This is a genomic window from Paenibacillus sp. J31R109 (assembly GCF_059692055.1).
Genome location: NZ_JCAUAR010000010.1, coordinates 152439 through 167848 on the forward strand (window position 1 = coordinate 152439; position 15410 = coordinate 167848).

Consider the following 15410-nt stretch of genomic DNA (forward strand, 5'->3'; position numbering starts at 1 on the left):
ATGGGAAACTACGATCATGTTTATAAAGGGAGCGAATATTCAGATATGTTAGAAGCCGTCCCCCAAGAGGCGAAAGCGTTACCTCAGGCAATTGAACGCTTAAACGAGCTTGCTTTTAATTTATGGTTCAGCTGGAACCATGATGCGCTCCAGCTGTTTGAAAGCATCGACCCTGATCGCTGGAAAGCCTACGGCCATAATCCCGTAAGACTGCTGCATGACATAGACGCCTCTCAACTAGAGGCACTTGGTCAGAACATGGCATTTATCGAACGCTATCAGCAAGTCATGTCCAATTTCGATGCGTATATGAAAGAACCCGGCTGGTTTGAGAACAACCATGCTGACGAAGGGCATGTTCAAATCGCTTATTTCTCAGCTGAATTTGGGTTTCATGAATCGCTTCCGATATATTCCGGAGGGCTTGGTATCCTCGCTGGTGACCATATCAAATCATCCAGTGACCTGGGCATACCGCTTGCAGGCGTTGGCCTGCTTTATAAAAAAGGATATTTCACACAAAAGATTGATGCGAACGGCAGTCAACAAAGTGAATTATTCCCCTATGATTTTAAGCAATTACCGATTCGTCCTGTCCTTCAAAATAACCAACAGCTCACGGTCTCACTAGATATCTCCGGTCGAAATATCACCCTTATGGTTTGGGCTGCTCGGGTAGGCCGCAATCTGGTCTTTTTGCTGGATACTGACCATGAAGCCAATAATGACGCTGATAGAGCGTTGACAGCCCAGCTGTATGGCGGCAATCAAGATATGCGGATAGCTCAGGAGATGGTGCTGGGCATCGGTGGTGTCAAAGTTCTTCGAGCACTTGGTATTTACCCGAATGTCTACCACATCAATGAAGGCCATGCGGCTTTCCTTACCCTAGAACGTTTGAAGGAATTGCTTCACTTAGGTCTTCCTTTTCACGTTGCTGTTGAGACTGTGCGTTCCGCAACTGTATTTACAACGCATACCCCCGTCCCTGCGGGTCATGATACCTTCTCTGTCGAGATGGTGGAACATTATTTGGGACACCTATTCAGCGAGCTGCCTAAGCATAAACAAAGCATTATTGCGTTAGGACTTGACCATAAGTCCGGTCAATTTAATATGACACATTTGGCGATGAATACAGCGGGGCTGCGAAATGGTGTAAGCAAGCTGCATGGGCAAGTTTCACGCGAAATGTTCAAAGAATTCCATGGGCATATCGATGCCAGTGAGGTGCCGATCGGATCCATCACGAACGGTGTGCATTTGGATACATGGACAGCACCTGCTTGGAAAGAACTATTTGACCGTTTCCTTCCAGGTACATGGCGAGCAGAACAATCTAACGAGCATCAATGGGCACAAATCGAGGTCATCCCTGATGAATCCATCTGGCATGTTCATCAACATTTGAAGGGGGATTTAGTACGTTATGCCCGCCAAAATCTCATGGAGCAGCGTACACGTAACGGAGAATCCGAAGAACGGATTGACGAGGTACGGCACTATTTAAATCCTAAAGCCCTTACAATTGGATTCGCAAGACGTTTCGCTACCTACAAACGGGCGAATTTAATTTTCAATGATTTGTATAGACTCAAGAAATTAATCAATGATCCTGAGAGACCGGTACAATTTATTTTCGCAGGCAAAGCCCATCCTGCTGATTACCCCGGTCAAGAATTAATTCGAGAAATTTACCGTATCTCACAGCTGAAGGAGTTCCTCGGTAAGATCGTTATTCTCGAGAATTATGATATGAATATGGCTCGCTATCTCGTGCAAGGCGTTGACGTGTGGCTTAATAACCCTCGCAGACCTCTCGAGGCGAGCGGTACCAGCGGCCAGAAAGCTGCCATGAATGGCGTCCTTAATTTCAGTGTACTGGACGGCTGGTGGGAAGAAGGCTACAACGGCATGAACGGTTGGGCCATCGGATCCACGGGTACCGCGGACTGGGCCGCGCAGGAAAAAGAAAATACGAAAGCGATTTATCACCTGTTAGAGACTGAGATTATTCCCCTCTACTACAATCAAGGTGAAGTCCCACACCAGTGGATTGGACGCATGAAGCGATCGGTTCAATCGCTGACACCTGTTTATAACACACACCGCATGGTGCAGGATTATACGAATCTTACGTATGTTCCCACTGCCAAACGTGCTCGCCTCTTTGTAGCGGACCAATATGATGTTGCTACCAAAGTGGCCGATTATAAGCAATTCATTCGCAACAATTGGCATCAGGTGCGAATTATGAGTATCGATGATCACGCCAATAAATCGACTTCCGACGTGCCTTTAGACGAAATCCCTCCATCGACGAAGGTGATTTCGGCGCACATACACTTCGGCTCCATTTGGCCGCAGGATACGGCTGTAGAAGTCATTTATTACGCAGAAAATGGCGAAACATGGGAGCAAAAAATCATCATGATGGCACCCATAGGGGAGATTATTGATCATTCGCAGCGCTTCCAAGCTACAATTCCGTCTCATCTTATTCATGGCCCTCACTTCTCAATACGTGTGCGCCCCATCTCAACCAACTTTGCGCATTCCTTTGAGCTCTCACTCGTGACGAGCACCTTGTCTTAACAAGAAAATCGTAAAACCTTAGAGAAAGCCCCGTTTGGGGCTTTTCTTCTTGACTTATATAAATTATGATGAGAGAAGAATTACTGGATGTATAGGCAGATGTGAATGTAAATCTAACGACTTGGTGATGCTATGGATTGGAATAAGGTACTAGAATTGGCTTCCTTTTCGCCAAATCAGGATTGTCATATTATCATTGTTGGTGAATGCAAAGATGGACAGCCTTTCTGTTTTGAAGATCATTTTGCTATCGACAAAATAAGTGAAAATTCGATAACGGTATGTCTGGAACAATTGGGTGTATACCCATTTGACAAGCTTGACCATGTGTCATTCGTAGAGTTCTCTTTCAAAGACGGTGCCATTTTATATTATGCTTATGTTGATTTGCTTCAGCTTGAACTCAAAAAGACGATCTGTTCGCTAACGCTGTCGCTTCCTGAGGAAGTTTTTCAGCATCAAAACCGACGGCATCCTCGTGCAAAACTTACCATTCGCACACCAATTACACTGCGTGTTGCCGGCATACGAAACTTGTCTGCACAGAAGGGTGTCGCTTTTACAGGGCAACTCCTCGATATTAGTGTTGGCGGATTATCTTTCGTTACATCCAACCGACTTTTCTTTCCTTTGATTCTGGAGTTCAGCTTTATCCTCCCGAGTCTTACCCAACCCATTACAGTCTACGGCGAAATTGTCAGAGTTGCGCACTTCAGTAACGACAGTTATCGCGTTGCCGCAGAATTTCGGCATACACCTGACTCCATTCTCCAAGAAATCGATGCCTATTGCTCGAATTATTAAAGCAGAACATTCTATGAAACTCAGCACACGCTTACGAAGAAAGTTTTGCTAAAGCAAAACTCTTAGGAGGAACAAGATTGAAATATAACGTCATTGAACGAGGCGATGACATCTCCAAGGGGCTGACTGAACGGTTCCACACACTCGCCGCGAAACAAGGTATGCCAAGGGATGAGGAAAATCCCGATATCGTCCTGTCTATTGGCGGCGATGGCACAATGCTCCAAGCTTTTCATAAGTATGTGGACAAGTTAGATCATATCGCATTCGTTGGGATCCATACGGGACATCTTGGCTTTTTTGCGGATTGGAAGCCTAATGAATTGGATCATCTGGCTTCACTTATGTTTAGCGTTACAACACCTGAGGAGCTGCAAGTGGTGCGATACCCCGTTGTTGAGATCGAAATTACGACCGACGAGGGCGTTGAAACACATCTGGCACTTAATGAGTTTACGATTCGCGGAATCGAAGTTTCGCTGGTCGCACGACTTCACGTGAACGATGAAATGTTCGAGATGTTCCGTGGAGACGGCATCTGCATCTCCTCACCTGCAGGCAGTACAGCTTACAACAAGAGCTTAGGCGGCGCCATGGTTCATCCATCGCTAGAAGCTATTCAAATTGCTGAGATTGCGTCGATCAACAATCGGGTGTACCGTACGCTAGGTTCGTCGATGATTTTACCGAAGCATCACCATTGTGACATTTACCCGAAAGCACAACAAAATATGCTTCTGTCTTTGGACCATAAATATATGCAGCGTGCAGATGTCGTATCTATTCGGTGCCGTGTTGCTTCCAATGTAAAAGTGAAATTTGCTCGCTTCAGGCCTTTCCCCTTCTGGAATCGTGTCCGTGAAGCATTCGTAGGGCTTGAAGTTAAATAGGACCCTAAACAAACCCTGAACAACAAAACGCCATCTGAAACTCCTTATTATTGGAGTTCAGATGGCGTTTTTTATGGCTAAACTGTCGTTGAACTAATTACTTCCACTGGCGTTTGCTGTTTAGGCGCGTTTACTTTTTCAATAATAAAATACGCACAGCCGAAATTGCAGTACTCATTCAAGTAATCTTGAAGAGCTGCAATGGAGGTTTCTTTAGTGGCCTTCGGGTGGATTTCTTTGAAAAACCCTCTCAAGCGTAATTGACTATATCCCCAATCGCCTACAATATAATCGTACCGCTCCAATACTTCGCTGAAACGTTCTTTGAACACTTCAAAGTTCCAACCATTTTTGTGATCGGTAACAAGCTCGTATGTTTTATTTGCAATATGAATCATGGTGGTAGGAAGCTCTCCTTTCTATGATCCGTTCAATAAATTCTAAACGCTTGATGCTGCTTTCACTTGTTCATGCGCGTGATAGGAGCTGCGCACTAACGGACCGGACTCCACGTGCTTAAAGCCACGTTTCATGCCTTCTTCCTTCAGCATGGCAAATTGCTCCGGTGTATAATATTGTGATACCGCTAAATGTGTTGTAGACGGCTGCAGATATTGACCGATCGTCATAATATCACAATCCACCTCACGTAGGTCTTCCATCGTTTGAAGCAGCTCGTCCCACTCTTCCCCTACGCCAATCATCACACTGGATTTGGTTGGAATGTTAGGTGCTATCTGCTTAGAACGCTGCAACAGCTCCAGCGAACGACGATACTTCGCTTTGGAACGCACGCGATCTGACATCCGCTCAACGGTTTCCATATTGTGATTAAGAATGTCAGGCTTTGCCTCTAGTACGGTTGCAAGTGACTCTTCGCGACCTAGGAAGTCAGGAATTAATACTTCTACTGTACATAGTGGCAGCTTACGGCGAATCGCCTTGATCGTCTCAGCAAATATCATCGCACCACCATCTGTTAAATCATCACGTGCTACAGAAGTAACAACACAATGACGAAGACCCATTTGCAAGGCTGCGTCTGCAACACGTTCCGGTTCTTCCAGATCAAGCTCCGTTGGGAGACCTGTTTTGACTGCACAAAAGCGACATGCACGCGTACAAATATCGCCTAATATCATAAAGGTCGCTGTCCGATTCGCCCAGCATTCATGAATGTTCGGACATTTGGCTTCTTCACACACTGTATGCAACGTCTTGGAACGCATCATAGATTTAATTTCTTTAAAATTCTCATCGGTTTTAAGATTGATCTTTAACCAGTCTGGTTTTCTCTCTAATACTTTTCTAGGCACTGTAATTCCCGCCTTTTTATTTGGTTTCTCAATGATGTTATTATAACATGAATGACTGACAAAACAATCCACTTTGGGGGTCACTTGTGATACACTTGTTTAGATGGACCAAAACAGCTCAGCTTACTACATAAAGGCTGTATGGGAGGATAGAAACATGAGCATAACTGAAGTGACGCGCGAGAAAGATCGCAAGCTTGGCGAAATTTTAAGAAACATGGGCCGTGTCATCGTCGCCTTCTCCGGAGGGGTTGACAGTACATTCGTCCTTAAACGTGCACAGCAAGAGCTTGGTGATCAAGTGCTTGCCGTAACCGCAGCATCCGAAACATTTCCCACGAGGGAGTTCGATGCCGCCGCTCAACTAGCCGAACAATTTGGCGTTCGCTTGCACAAAACAGAGGTCAAGGAATTGGAGAACGCGAATTTCGTAGCCAATAATCCTGATCGTTGTTATCACTGCAAGACGGGGCTTTATTCCCATTTGCAAGATATTGCGAAAGAGCTGGGGTATCCGTATATCCTGGATGGTTCCAATGTCGATGATCTAGGCGACTATAGACCAGGACTACAAGCGAAGAATGAGCAAGGCGTCCGCAGCACGCTGCAAGAAGCCGGCTTAACCAAAGACGAGATCCGAGCGCTTTCCAAAGAGCTTGGGTTAAGCACATGGAATAAACCTTCTTTTGCATGCTTATCTTCTCGCATCCCTTACGGTACACAAATCGAGAAGTGGAAGATTGACCAATTGGATGAAGGCGAGTACTTCCTATCCCAGCTTGGTCTTTATCAGGTACGCGTACGTCATCATGAGAAGATTGCTCGTATTGAAGTTATGCCTGATGAGATTCACAAGGTCGTTGAACATCGCGATGCGATCTATGAAAAATTCAGCAAGCTTGGCTTTACCTATGTCACGCTAGACCTGCAAGGCTACCGCACGGGAAGTATGAATGAAGTACTATCCCAGGAAACGAAAGATAAGGTGAAAGAAGCTTCCTTATGATGGACTTAGAGAAGATTTTAAAACTCGTTCAGACCGGCGATCTGGATATAGAAGAAGCCAAAAAGCAAATCATCAAGGAAGGCGGATCAGGTCCCGCCAACCTTGATCTTGGATTTGCACAGCTCGACGTCGATCGCGAGAAGCGTACAGGCTTCCCCGAGGTTATCTTCGGGGAAGGCAAGACGCCAGAGCAGATTGAGGCCATTTTCCGGCGGCTGATGGAGCACACCGACCGCGTGCTAGCCACACGCGTCGACGCGGCCAAAGCCGCTCATGTTGTAGCCAACGTGGCAGGTGTCACCTACCACGAAACTGCACGGGCGCTCACTTGGTTTAAGCGCCCCTTGCTCAAAGTCCACGACGGCTATATTGCCGTCGTGTGCGCAGGCACCTCCGACCTCCCCGTGGCGGAGGAGGCCGCACTTACGGCAGAATGCCTGGGCAGCCACGTTGAACGTGTATACGACGTGGGTGTCGCTGGCATTCACCGGCTTTTCCGCCGGCTCGAACTCATTCGCGGTGCGAACGCGATTGTCGTTGTAGCCGGCATGGAGGGCGCACTTGCCAGCGTCATGGGCGGGCTTGTGTCTAAACCCATCGTTGCTGTGCCGACGAGTATTGGTTACGGCGCGAACCTTGCTGGGATCGCACCGCTGCTGTCCATGCTCAATAGCTGTTCTCCAGGCATCTCTGTCGTTAACATCGACAATGGTTTTGGCGGTGGTTATTATGCTGGACTCATTAACAAAAATATGTCGAAACGAGCGTGAATAACGACCATGCGCATTTTATATTTGGACTGCTTCTCTGGCATTAGCGGCGATATGACCCTTGGCGCTTTAGTTGATGCGGGAGCAGATCGTGCTTATATTGAGGATGAGCTTTCCAAAATCAAACTAGAGCCCTACACCTTGGAATGGAAACGTGTTATGAAGCGCGGGATTTCCGCTCTCAAACTGGATGTCATTCTTGATCCTGAACATCCACCGAAGCAACACAGACATTATTCAGAAATCGTCAATACCATTCGAAAAGCAGAATTCAATGAGCGTGTTACAGCACTAAGCTTGGCTATTTTCGAAAAAATTGCGATTGCCGAAGCTAAAATTCACGGAACTCCAATTGAAAAAGTGCATTTTCATGAAGTCGGTGCCATAGATTCTATCGTCGACATCGTAGGTGTTGCATTAGCCATCGACTCCTTGCAAATCGAGCGTATTTTCTCCTCTCCAGTGCCACTTGGATCTGGTACCATACATATCGATCATGGTATTTATCCAGTACCCGCTCCGGCCACACTGGAGATGATGAAAGGCGTACCTATCGCTTCAACTCCTTATAGTTTAGAAATGACAACGCCAACAGGAGCCGGTATTATTTCGGGAATTGTTGATGAATTCTCCAAAAGCTTCCCACCTATGGTAGTTGATCATATTGGCTATGGCGCAGGCACAAGAGACTTGCCTAAGCAACCGAATGTACTACGAGTAGTAGTTGGTAAAATCGACCCCTTAATTGGAAAATGGCAAGTAAGTCATGAGCATCTGGCACATGATCATAGCCATGAACATGCGCATACACACGATGACCATCACCACCATCATGACCATTCTCACAGCCACGATCATAGTCACGATCATAGTCATGATCATGATCACAAACACGAGCATCATCACGACCATCATCACGGTCACTCTCATTCTCATACGCACCAAGGCGATGCCATTCCTGGTACTCCACAATAATAAAGATAAAACGCCCTTCCATCACAGTGGAAGAGCGTTTTTTTGTCTTTGTTGTTGCATAAATAACAACCTAACTTCCTCATAGACCATCTTTAGAGGAACTTCATGCAGCCTTGCCACTTGTTCACATTCCTTAAATTCAGGTGCAAATTGTACTAATTTCCCAGCATGATAACCCACCTTTACGGTTAAAGTCCCCCAAGGCGTCTCCACGTGTTCGAATTCTCTTGCCAATCGATGACACGATGCCCGCATATAGCGAATACCCAGTGTCGTAGTTTCGCTAAAAATAACCTCCTCAATGGAAGATAGTCGTTCCTCATCCACAAGCACATTCAACATGATGCCTGGACGTCCTCTTTTCATTATAATAGGCACCATGTAAACATCATTTGCACCTGCGTCAAAAAGCTTATCCATCACATAAGTCATCCACTCTGGATTTACATCATCCAAATTAGCTTGAACAACTAGCATGTCATCGTCAACATGTTCTTCCCTATGGTTAAAAGTCACTATTCCCACCTCTTATTGGCATCATAGCAAATATCCCGGTGCAACGAAAGATCGAAGGATAAACAACCAAATATCCGTACATCCTAAGAACTAACATTTCAGGAAGGATGATAGAGATGCAAAGTAGAGCATTTTGGTCAAAGGTTCTCGTCCTTAGCCTCCTCCTATCAGCAATCACACCAACGCCTTTTTCACACCTAGACCGATCACATGCAATGGCTAATGACCACCAGATTGCTCCAACGCCGAGTTCCCAACCCACGAAGTATACACAAGAAGAACGAAAGGAACTTTTTGAAAAAATAGGCTTACTCACAGGTATCCCTTGGACCTACTTAGCTGCTGTTGATCAATATGAGAAAACAATGAATACCGTAAAGAAACGAACCGTACAACAACGCATGACAAATATTTATTTCTCCGAACAAATTTGGGCAGGCATGCTCAACCCAGATCCACAAGACACTAATCTGAAAAACGTCTCCTTTTTCCATGGCGTTGGCCGGGATGGATCGGGGGATGGTCTTGCAGAACGCACCAACGATTTAGATGTATTAGCGGCAATGGCTGCCATCTTAAGCAACAATGGGACTAGAGTTGATAACTTACAAATTAACCTCTGGAATTACTACCAAAATGCACGAAGCGTAGAGCGAATCCGACAATTCACTGCCATTTATGAGTCTTTGGGCAGCCTAGAGGCAAATACGCACGCTTTCCCTCTACCTGTGACCTCTAACTACTCGTATCGCAGCACCTGGGGGGATAGTCGCGGTTGGGGTGGACATCGGACCCATGAAGGTACAGATCTTTTTGCCGGCTACGGGGTCCCTGTAAGAAGCACCTGTTACGGCATCGTTGAAATAAAAGGATGGAATCCCTACGGGGGCTGGCGAATTGGTATTCGCGATCTAAATAACATCTATCACTATTACGCCCACCTATCTGGATTTCAAAAAACGATTAAAATCAATGACATCGTCAAACCCGGACAAACCCTTGGTTGGGTTGGCAGCTCTGGGTATGGGAAACCTGGTACATCTGGCAAATTCCCGCCTCATCTTCATTTTGGACTGTATCGCGATAATGGGGCAACAGAGTGGAGTTATGATCCTTATCCGTCCTTACGCAGATGGGAACGCGAAGATCGAAGCAAAAAGAAGTAACCTCCCTTTTGGGTGAGTTACTTCTTTTTATTTATTATTTGGTAACTCCCTCCTTAGGGAGAGCACTCGTAGACCCTGAGTTAGGAATTGTTGGTAATGTTATACTTGGCGGGGTGCCTTCCTTCGAACCTCCCACAGGATTTCCCTTATTATCATAGTAGTAAGTAGGAACATCCCCAACTACAAGCGAGTAGGAAATTGGTATCTCCGTTTCTACGATTTCCGTTTCCGAATCAAACGGGATAATAACAGAAACCTCAGCAATAATACGCACATACACTTCGAACATCACCATATTAATGCCGACATTTTGCGTACGTGTATGCAAATCCACCTTCACACTTCCAACTGGAAGCAATCTAATCGGAATATCGGGCCCAAAAGAAGCCAGAATCGCACTATTCATCGCTTGCCCGATGGGTATATGATCAGAAATTGTTTCCAAACCGTTCAGCTCACCTTGCACCGTTTTAATAGCTTCCGAAGTAATCCGCATATGCTCATTATAATTCAACATGAAACCCGTAATTTTATTGTTTTTATCCATTTTCCAATCAATCAACTGCTCTGCATTCGCTCCTCCAGCAACATGTTCGGCAATCGCACTATTAATCGCCTGAGTTGCAATCTGCTTAACCCTCACCTTGGCCAAATTCATCAAAGGTGGTCTAATATTCCGTTCTACAAAGATAAAAAACTGTACACAAAACAAGACAAAGATGAGCAGACCGATCCACAGTACTTTTTTTCGGCTTGTTTTCACAGTTGGTCTGCTTCTCCACCGTCGCCTCTGCAGCATTCTGTTCCCCCTTTCTCTATTGCCCCGTTCCTGTTATAGCGCCAAATTCATTAGTACTACCTTATGCGGACATGACCTAAAAAAGAAGAAAACACATTCCTTCATCCCGCGTGTATCACGACACTATTAGGACACAATTCTCTCCCAGTAACTTTGACTAACTCCCCCTCTCATTCTCATTCTCATTCTCATTCTCATTCTCATTCTCTTCCTCTTCCTCTTCCTCTTCCTCTTCCTCTTCCTCTTCCTCTTCCTCTTCCTCTTCCTCTTCCTCTTCCTCTTCCTCTTCCTCTTCCTCTTCCTCTTCCTCTTCCTCTTCGATTTTCCAATACCTATGCCAATTCCTGTCAACTTTTTTACCTTGCCCCCACACAACTTGCTTATCTCAACTTACATCTCTCTATCACCACTATCCCTTTGACTCAGAAATAACTTTCAAGAAAAATACTCCCAAATTATTGAAATACGATCATATGTTTGATATAATGAAATAGGAACAAATGTTTCTATTTTATGCAATTGGGAGGATAGATGTCATGAACATTTCTAGCTGGTCCCTTGAGCAATTTCACTCACATTTCTCCTCGGAAGACGCCTGCATTCAATACCTATATCAATCCAAGTGGCCGACAGGTTTTTGCTGTCCACGTTGTGATTATCGACATGCTTACATTACAACTACCAGACGTTTACCCTTATATGAATGTTCTAACTGTCGACATCAGGTCTCACTGCTCGCGGGAACGATTATGGAGGGCTCGAGAACACAACTTCGCAAATGGTTGCTGGCTATATTTTTGGTTTCACGCACTCATATTGGTACAACAGCTACAGAGCTGTCCCAGCTTATTAAGGTTACTTACAAAACAGCCTGGCTAATCCTCCAAAAAATTCGCACTTCCATTCAGCAGGCAGATAACCACTGTCCGCTAACTGGATCTATTCTGATTAACTCTGCTATATATGGACGCCCATTTAATCCAACAGTTCATAAACATCCCCAAGAACAACTACTTCTTATCGGCTCTTCGCAAGATCAAGCTGCGATTTCAACCATGATTAAAATTAAACATGTAATACCTAATCAACCTCATACCAAACATATAACAAAGTCCGATACTTACAGCTTTCAACAAAAACATATTGATCCTATGGTAGAAACAATTGAATTGGTTACAGGCTTTTATACATCAAAAAAACAACGCCCCCTTCTCGAATTCGCAAAACAGGTTAGCACATGGATTAGCACTACCTTTCACGGTATTGGACCTAAATATCTTCAAACGTATTTGGACGAATTCTGCTATCGTATCAATCTGATTAAGTCTGATACTCCTATTTTTGAACATCTGGTCAAAACCTGTATGAATAATTCTAGAACCACCAACCCCTCCACTACGAAATAACACATCCTATGCTTCCTACACAGATCAAAATTCTACACTTTCTTCTTTAAATTGCTTTTAGTTCATTTCACTAATAACATTACCTCACTCTCTTTAAGTCCATATGGATGTAAAATTGCTCTCTATCTCGTCTATTCCGTTTCTCCATTACTTGCTTAACACCATCCCGTTGTTCACGAGTAGCAAAATTGAAGTATTCTCGACCCGCCATCTCTTTCTGAGCTAAAGGGATAGTGCCAATAGTAAACAATGAAAAATTACTTGGTCCCGTTAGTGGAGCAGGGCTGGAGCTGGAGGTAGAGCCTTTCGCGGAGCTTGCTTTGATGGTCGTGGCAGGACTACACGTGGAGGTGCAGTGGGGCTTACTGTGGAGGGCTGCAGCAGGGCTTGCCGATGAAGGCGCGCAAATAGACGGTGACATGGCGAGGCTTTTCTCGGAGGGCGCGGTGGGGCTTGTACAAAAAAGCTCTCAGTACCATCACGTGGATGGGAATGAGAGCTTCAGGATTAAAGGCATTTTTCTTTAACGAGTTGATGGAATGAGCGCAGTACCGCCAAGTCCACTTGGGGTGCTGCTTGTTTTGGAGAGGGCGATTTTGTCGACCATGGCGCCGTCTTCCCGCACTTTGATGTATAGCGTATGTGTGCCAGTTGAAAGTGAGATGGAGCTGCTTGGTTTTTTCCAAGCCCAGCTACCAGCGCTTCCCGTTGTTACTTGGTAGTTACTGCCTGAATCAACGGCTACGTTGAAGCTATCCGAGCTGCCATCTGGACCTTGGGAAAGCAAGTAGATGTAGAAAGAACCGCCATTTGTGACTTCAAGGTCATATTTGAGGTAATTGGAATCACTATCTCCAGATCCATTAGGTGTTTGCATGTTAGCTGTTCCGGAGCATGCCGAACAAGTCGCTTGTGCGAATGTGCCTGTTTTTGCTGTGAAAGTCTCGGCTTCTAGATACGAAACGACACTTCCATTTATGTTGTAGTAAAGTGATCCTGTACCAGTGCCGCCACTCGCTAGTGTTGTGACTGCTGCAGTCGTGCTCGCTGCAGAAGCATTTCCTGCCGCGTCTTTGGCAATGACGGTGTAACTGTACGCTGTCGATGCTGTTAATCCTGAATCACTATAGCTTGCCGTTGATGATGTTCCGATTTTGGAACCGTTACGATAAATATCGTAGCTGGTTACTGCGACGTTGTCTGTCGATGCAGTCCAGTTCAATTGAACTTGAGAGCTGGACATTGCAGTAGCGCTCAATCCAGCTGGTACGGAAGGAGCTGAGGTATCTGGCGTTTGGGCTACAGGTGCATAACGCTCCATAATTAAGCTTGTTTTGAGGACGTCAGACTGCACTAACCAGCCTTTTGTGGATAGTACATTCATTAATGCTGTACGTACACTCGTCGCCTCGCTTAGACTGTCTGTCTTAAAGGAAGCTTCCACAATGTCCTCAGTTCCTGTTTTTGCTGCATTGAGGATGGTCCATACTTCGATATCGAGATCCAAATCCTCATAGGTACCTTCGTAACGTTTAAAATCAATAGGACCATAAATAACTGAATTATTCAATTGCGTTGTTCCCCAACCTGAGCTGGTCCAGTTTTTAAATTGGCTTGGCGCATTGGAAACAGAAACGGAGCGTGATGTTGCCAAGTTTGGCGCATTCAATCCGCTACCACTGTAGCCCGATACGGTCACGTCTTTTTCATACTGGACGCTTAAGGTTTGTTTACTATAGGTCCAGTCCACCTGGAACTCAAATCCGGAAGTGGAGCTACTTAAACCATCGTTCGCTGCTGTTGTTAACGCACCGTTAATATCTCCATTGGTGATTGGGTAGCGCTTTTTGAATTGGAATTGGTGTGTGCTGTCGCTGCTTTTTTTGCGAATACGATCACTCCAGCCTTGTGCATCCATGGCTCCTGTCGCTGTATCCATGTATTGAACACGATAAGCTTTGGAGGAAGAACCGGTCGAAAATTGACTGCGTACGCTGCTGATCAAGTTATGACTTGAATCCACGACGATGCTAGGATTTAAGTTAAATTTAACTTCATAGTTCGGTGTACCGTTGGCAGCAGAAGCCTGCTGAGGACTAAGAATGCCTCCTGTTAATAGCAAAGCCGCTGCGGTTGAGGCTATGATTACTTTGGACAATTTATGAGCTTGGAACATTGATTTACTCATCTCCATTCGTTATTTAGTAACGATCCATAATTAATTGTGTCTTCAAGGAATCTTGTGCAAGGAACCAGCCTTTTCCTTGAAGGTAGGTAATTAACTCGTCATGTTTGGTAGATGCTGTCGTCTGGCTTGTTGTTTTGAAGGAAGCTTCCACGACGTATTCAGTGCCTGTCCCCGCTGCATTCTTTATTGGCCAAACTTCAATGTACAACTGCAACCCACTCCAAGTACCGATGGATCGTTTAGCAAGGATTGGACCAAAAACTCTTGAAGTCGATAGCTTACTAGTTCCCCAACCGCTAGAAACCCAGTTGTTGAATTTATCAGGTGCATTATTTATGAGTAAACTGCGTGAATCCGCAAGATTAGGTAGATCCATTCCGCTATAGCCCGATTTACTTCCTTTTTTCGAACGAGTGATACTTAGTGTTTTCTTCTGATAGCCCCACTCAACTTGCGCCTCGTAGCCTGTATCCCCTGAGTTAAATCCTTGTTGATTAGCCAATGTGAGTGCCCCATTAATGTCGCTTCCAGTTATGGCATATCTCTTTTTATAGCTAAGTTCAAAGTCACTCTCACCTTCTGTCTTACGAATACGTGGACTCCAGCCATTGTTATAGATGTCTTTAGCATTGGTATCAAGGAATTCTACGTTCATTTTAGTAACGGTATCCGGCATACCAAATGCTGATCTTACACTGCTCGTCAACTTGAAATCAGTTCCAAGTACGACACTTGGATTCAGGAGAAGCTTTACCTCGTAATCTGGAACCATGTTGCTTGCTGCACTTACTGACTGTGGTACCGCGCCGATACTAGCAATTAAGCTAGTCCCAACTACAGCTGCCATAATGACAGTCATTGCCTTTTTCCTAAACATCACTTCATCTCCTCTACGGTTCTGGAAAGTTTTTCCCTTACAGAACTGAGCATAAAGGTGATTTGTTTGTAGATTGTCATCTAGATTTGTGCTTTTTGTAAA

16 protein-coding genes are annotated in these 15410 nt (G+C 45.1%); 9 read left to right on the forward strand and 7 right to left on the reverse strand.

The features are described from left to right. The 3 genes from glgP (at position 1) to AC58QT_RS23245 (ending at position 4289) form a co-directional block, all read left to right on the forward strand. Positions 1–2595, forward strand: coding sequence for an alpha-glucan family phosphorylase (glgP, locus tag AC58QT_RS23235; protein ID WP_497411102.1), 2595 nt, complete (start codon positions 1–3; stop codon positions 2593–2595). A gap of 132 nt (positions 2596–2727) precedes the next feature. After that, positions 2728–3399, forward strand: a complete 672-nt coding sequence (locus tag AC58QT_RS23240) for a PilZ domain-containing protein (RefSeq protein WP_497411103.1) — start codon at positions 2728–2730, stop codon at positions 3397–3399. A gap of 77 nt (positions 3400–3476) precedes the next feature. Continuing rightward, the gene (locus tag AC58QT_RS23245; RefSeq protein WP_497411104.1) at positions 3477–4289 is read left to right on the forward strand and encodes an NAD kinase; all 813 of its coding nucleotides are present in this window, start codon (positions 3477–3479) and stop codon (positions 4287–4289) included. 77 nt (positions 4290–4366) lie between these two features. Here the strand turns inward: AC58QT_RS23245 and AC58QT_RS23250 are convergent, their stop codons facing one another. Then, positions 4367–4687 (reverse strand): YutD family protein, encoded by a 321-nt coding sequence (locus AC58QT_RS23250; protein WP_497411105.1) that lies wholly within the window; start codon positions 4685–4687, stop codon positions 4367–4369. A 42-nt stretch (positions 4688–4729) separates the two neighbouring features. Next, complete coding sequence (gene lipA / locus AC58QT_RS23255; RefSeq protein WP_497411106.1) at positions 4730–5689, reverse strand: lipoyl synthase; 960 nt, start codon at positions 5687–5689, stop codon at positions 4730–4732. A gap of 73 nt (positions 5690–5762) precedes the next feature. On the opposite strand from lipA, the gene larE reads away from it, so the two are divergent. From larE to larC, 3 genes are read left to right on the forward strand one after another with little or no spacing between them, the layout of a single operon-like run. Then, on the forward strand, positions 5763–6611 hold the full coding sequence (larE, locus tag AC58QT_RS23260) for an ATP-dependent sacrificial sulfur transferase LarE (protein WP_068668198.1): 849 nt from the start codon (positions 5763–5765) through the stop codon (positions 6609–6611). Next, positions 6608–7381: a nickel pincer cofactor biosynthesis protein LarB gene (gene larB / locus AC58QT_RS23265; protein ID WP_497411107.1), complete on the forward strand. Its 774-nt coding sequence runs from the start codon at positions 6608–6610 to the stop codon at positions 7379–7381. The genes larE and larB overlap by 4 nt, the downstream gene beginning before the upstream one ends. A gap of 9 nt (positions 7382–7390) precedes the next feature. Continuing rightward, a complete protein-coding gene (larC, locus tag AC58QT_RS23270; RefSeq protein WP_497411108.1) occupies positions 7391–8356 on the forward strand; it encodes a nickel pincer cofactor biosynthesis protein LarC in 966 nt (321 codons plus the stop codon). 21 nt (positions 8357–8377) lie between these two features. Here larC and larC2 read toward each other — a convergent pair whose 3' ends face one another. Then, a complete protein-coding gene (larC2, locus tag AC58QT_RS23275; RefSeq protein ID WP_497411109.1) occupies positions 8378–8872 on the reverse strand; it encodes a nickel pincer cofactor biosynthesis protein LarC2 in 495 nt (164 codons plus the stop codon). A 116-nt stretch (positions 8873–8988) separates the two neighbouring features. Between larC2 and AC58QT_RS23280 the strand changes: the two genes are divergently transcribed. Beyond that, complete coding sequence (locus AC58QT_RS23280; RefSeq protein ID WP_497411110.1) at positions 8989–10038, forward strand: M23 family metallopeptidase; 1050 nt, start codon at positions 8989–8991, stop codon at positions 10036–10038. Between the two features lie 34 nt (positions 10039–10072). Here AC58QT_RS23280 and yunB read toward each other — a convergent pair whose 3' ends face one another. Together yunB and AC58QT_RS23290 are read right to left on the reverse strand one after the other, a co-directional pair. Further along, complete coding sequence (yunB, locus tag AC58QT_RS23285) at positions 10073–10837, reverse strand: sporulation protein YunB (protein ID WP_497411111.1); 765 nt, start codon at positions 10835–10837, stop codon at positions 10073–10075. A gap of 126 nt (positions 10838–10963) precedes the next feature. Continuing rightward, the gene (locus AC58QT_RS23290) at positions 10964–11188 is read right to left on the reverse strand and encodes a hypothetical protein (protein ID WP_497411112.1); all 225 of its coding nucleotides are present in this window, start codon (positions 11186–11188) and stop codon (positions 10964–10966) included. Between the two features lie 185 nt (positions 11189–11373). Here AC58QT_RS23290 and AC58QT_RS23295 point away from each other — a divergent pair, with 185 nt between their 5' ends. Together AC58QT_RS23295 and AC58QT_RS23300 are read left to right on the forward strand one after the other, a co-directional pair. Next, the gene (locus AC58QT_RS23295; RefSeq protein WP_497411113.1) at positions 11374–12243 is read left to right on the forward strand and encodes a transposase; all 870 of its coding nucleotides are present in this window, start codon (positions 11374–11376) and stop codon (positions 12241–12243) included. A 233-nt stretch (positions 12244–12476) separates the two neighbouring features. Next, positions 12477–12770: a hypothetical protein gene (locus AC58QT_RS23300; protein WP_497411114.1), complete on the forward strand. Its 294-nt coding sequence runs from the start codon at positions 12477–12479 to the stop codon at positions 12768–12770. On the opposite strand, the gene AC58QT_RS23305 is transcribed toward AC58QT_RS23300, so the two are convergent. Next, positions 12767–14419, reverse strand: coding sequence for a fibronectin type III domain-containing protein (locus AC58QT_RS23305; RefSeq protein ID WP_497411115.1), 1653 nt, complete (start codon positions 14417–14419; stop codon positions 12767–12769). The genes AC58QT_RS23300 and AC58QT_RS23305 overlap by 4 nt on opposite strands. 25 nt (positions 14420–14444) lie before the next feature. Further along, on the reverse strand, positions 14445–15308 hold the full coding sequence (locus AC58QT_RS23310; protein ID WP_497411116.1) for a hypothetical protein: 864 nt from the start codon (positions 15306–15308) through the stop codon (positions 14445–14447). Positions 15309–15410: the final 102 nt, after the last annotated feature.

Excerpts from the sequence above, each read along its gene's own strand:
- glgP (WP_497411102.1), top strand. The coding sequence starts at position 1 with ATGGGAAACTACGATCATGTTTATAAAGGGAGCGAATATTCAGATATG.
- AC58QT_RS23240 (WP_497411103.1), top strand. The coding sequence starts at position 2,728 with ATGGATTGGAATAAGGTACTAGAATTGGCTTCCTTTTCGCCAAATCAG.
- AC58QT_RS23250 (WP_497411105.1), bottom strand. The coding sequence starts at position 4,687 with ATGATTCATATTGCAAATAAAACATACGAGCTTGTTACCGATCACAAA.
- larE (WP_068668198.1), top strand. The coding sequence starts at position 5,763 with ATGAGCATAACTGAAGTGACGCGCGAGAAAGATCGCAAGCTTGGCGAA.
- larB (WP_497411107.1), top strand. The coding sequence starts at position 6,608 with ATGATGGACTTAGAGAAGATTTTAAAACTCGTTCAGACCGGCGATCTG.
- larC (WP_497411108.1), top strand. The coding sequence starts at position 7,391 with ATGCGCATTTTATATTTGGACTGCTTCTCTGGCATTAGCGGCGATATG.
- AC58QT_RS23280 (WP_497411110.1), top strand. The coding sequence starts at position 8,989 with ATGCAAAGTAGAGCATTTTGGTCAAAGGTTCTCGTCCTTAGCCTCCTC.
- yunB (WP_497411111.1), bottom strand. The coding sequence starts at position 10,837 with ATGCTGCAGAGGCGACGGTGGAGAAGCAGACCAACTGTGAAAACAAGC.
- AC58QT_RS23295 (WP_497411113.1), top strand. The coding sequence starts at position 11,374 with ATGAACATTTCTAGCTGGTCCCTTGAGCAATTTCACTCACATTTCTCC.
- AC58QT_RS23305 (WP_497411115.1), bottom strand. The coding sequence starts at position 14,419 with ATGTTCCAAGCTCATAAATTGTCCAAAGTAATCATAGCCTCAACCGCA.
- AC58QT_RS23310 (WP_497411116.1), bottom strand. The coding sequence starts at position 15,308 with ATGTTTAGGAAAAAGGCAATGACTGTCATTATGGCAGCTGTAGTTGGG.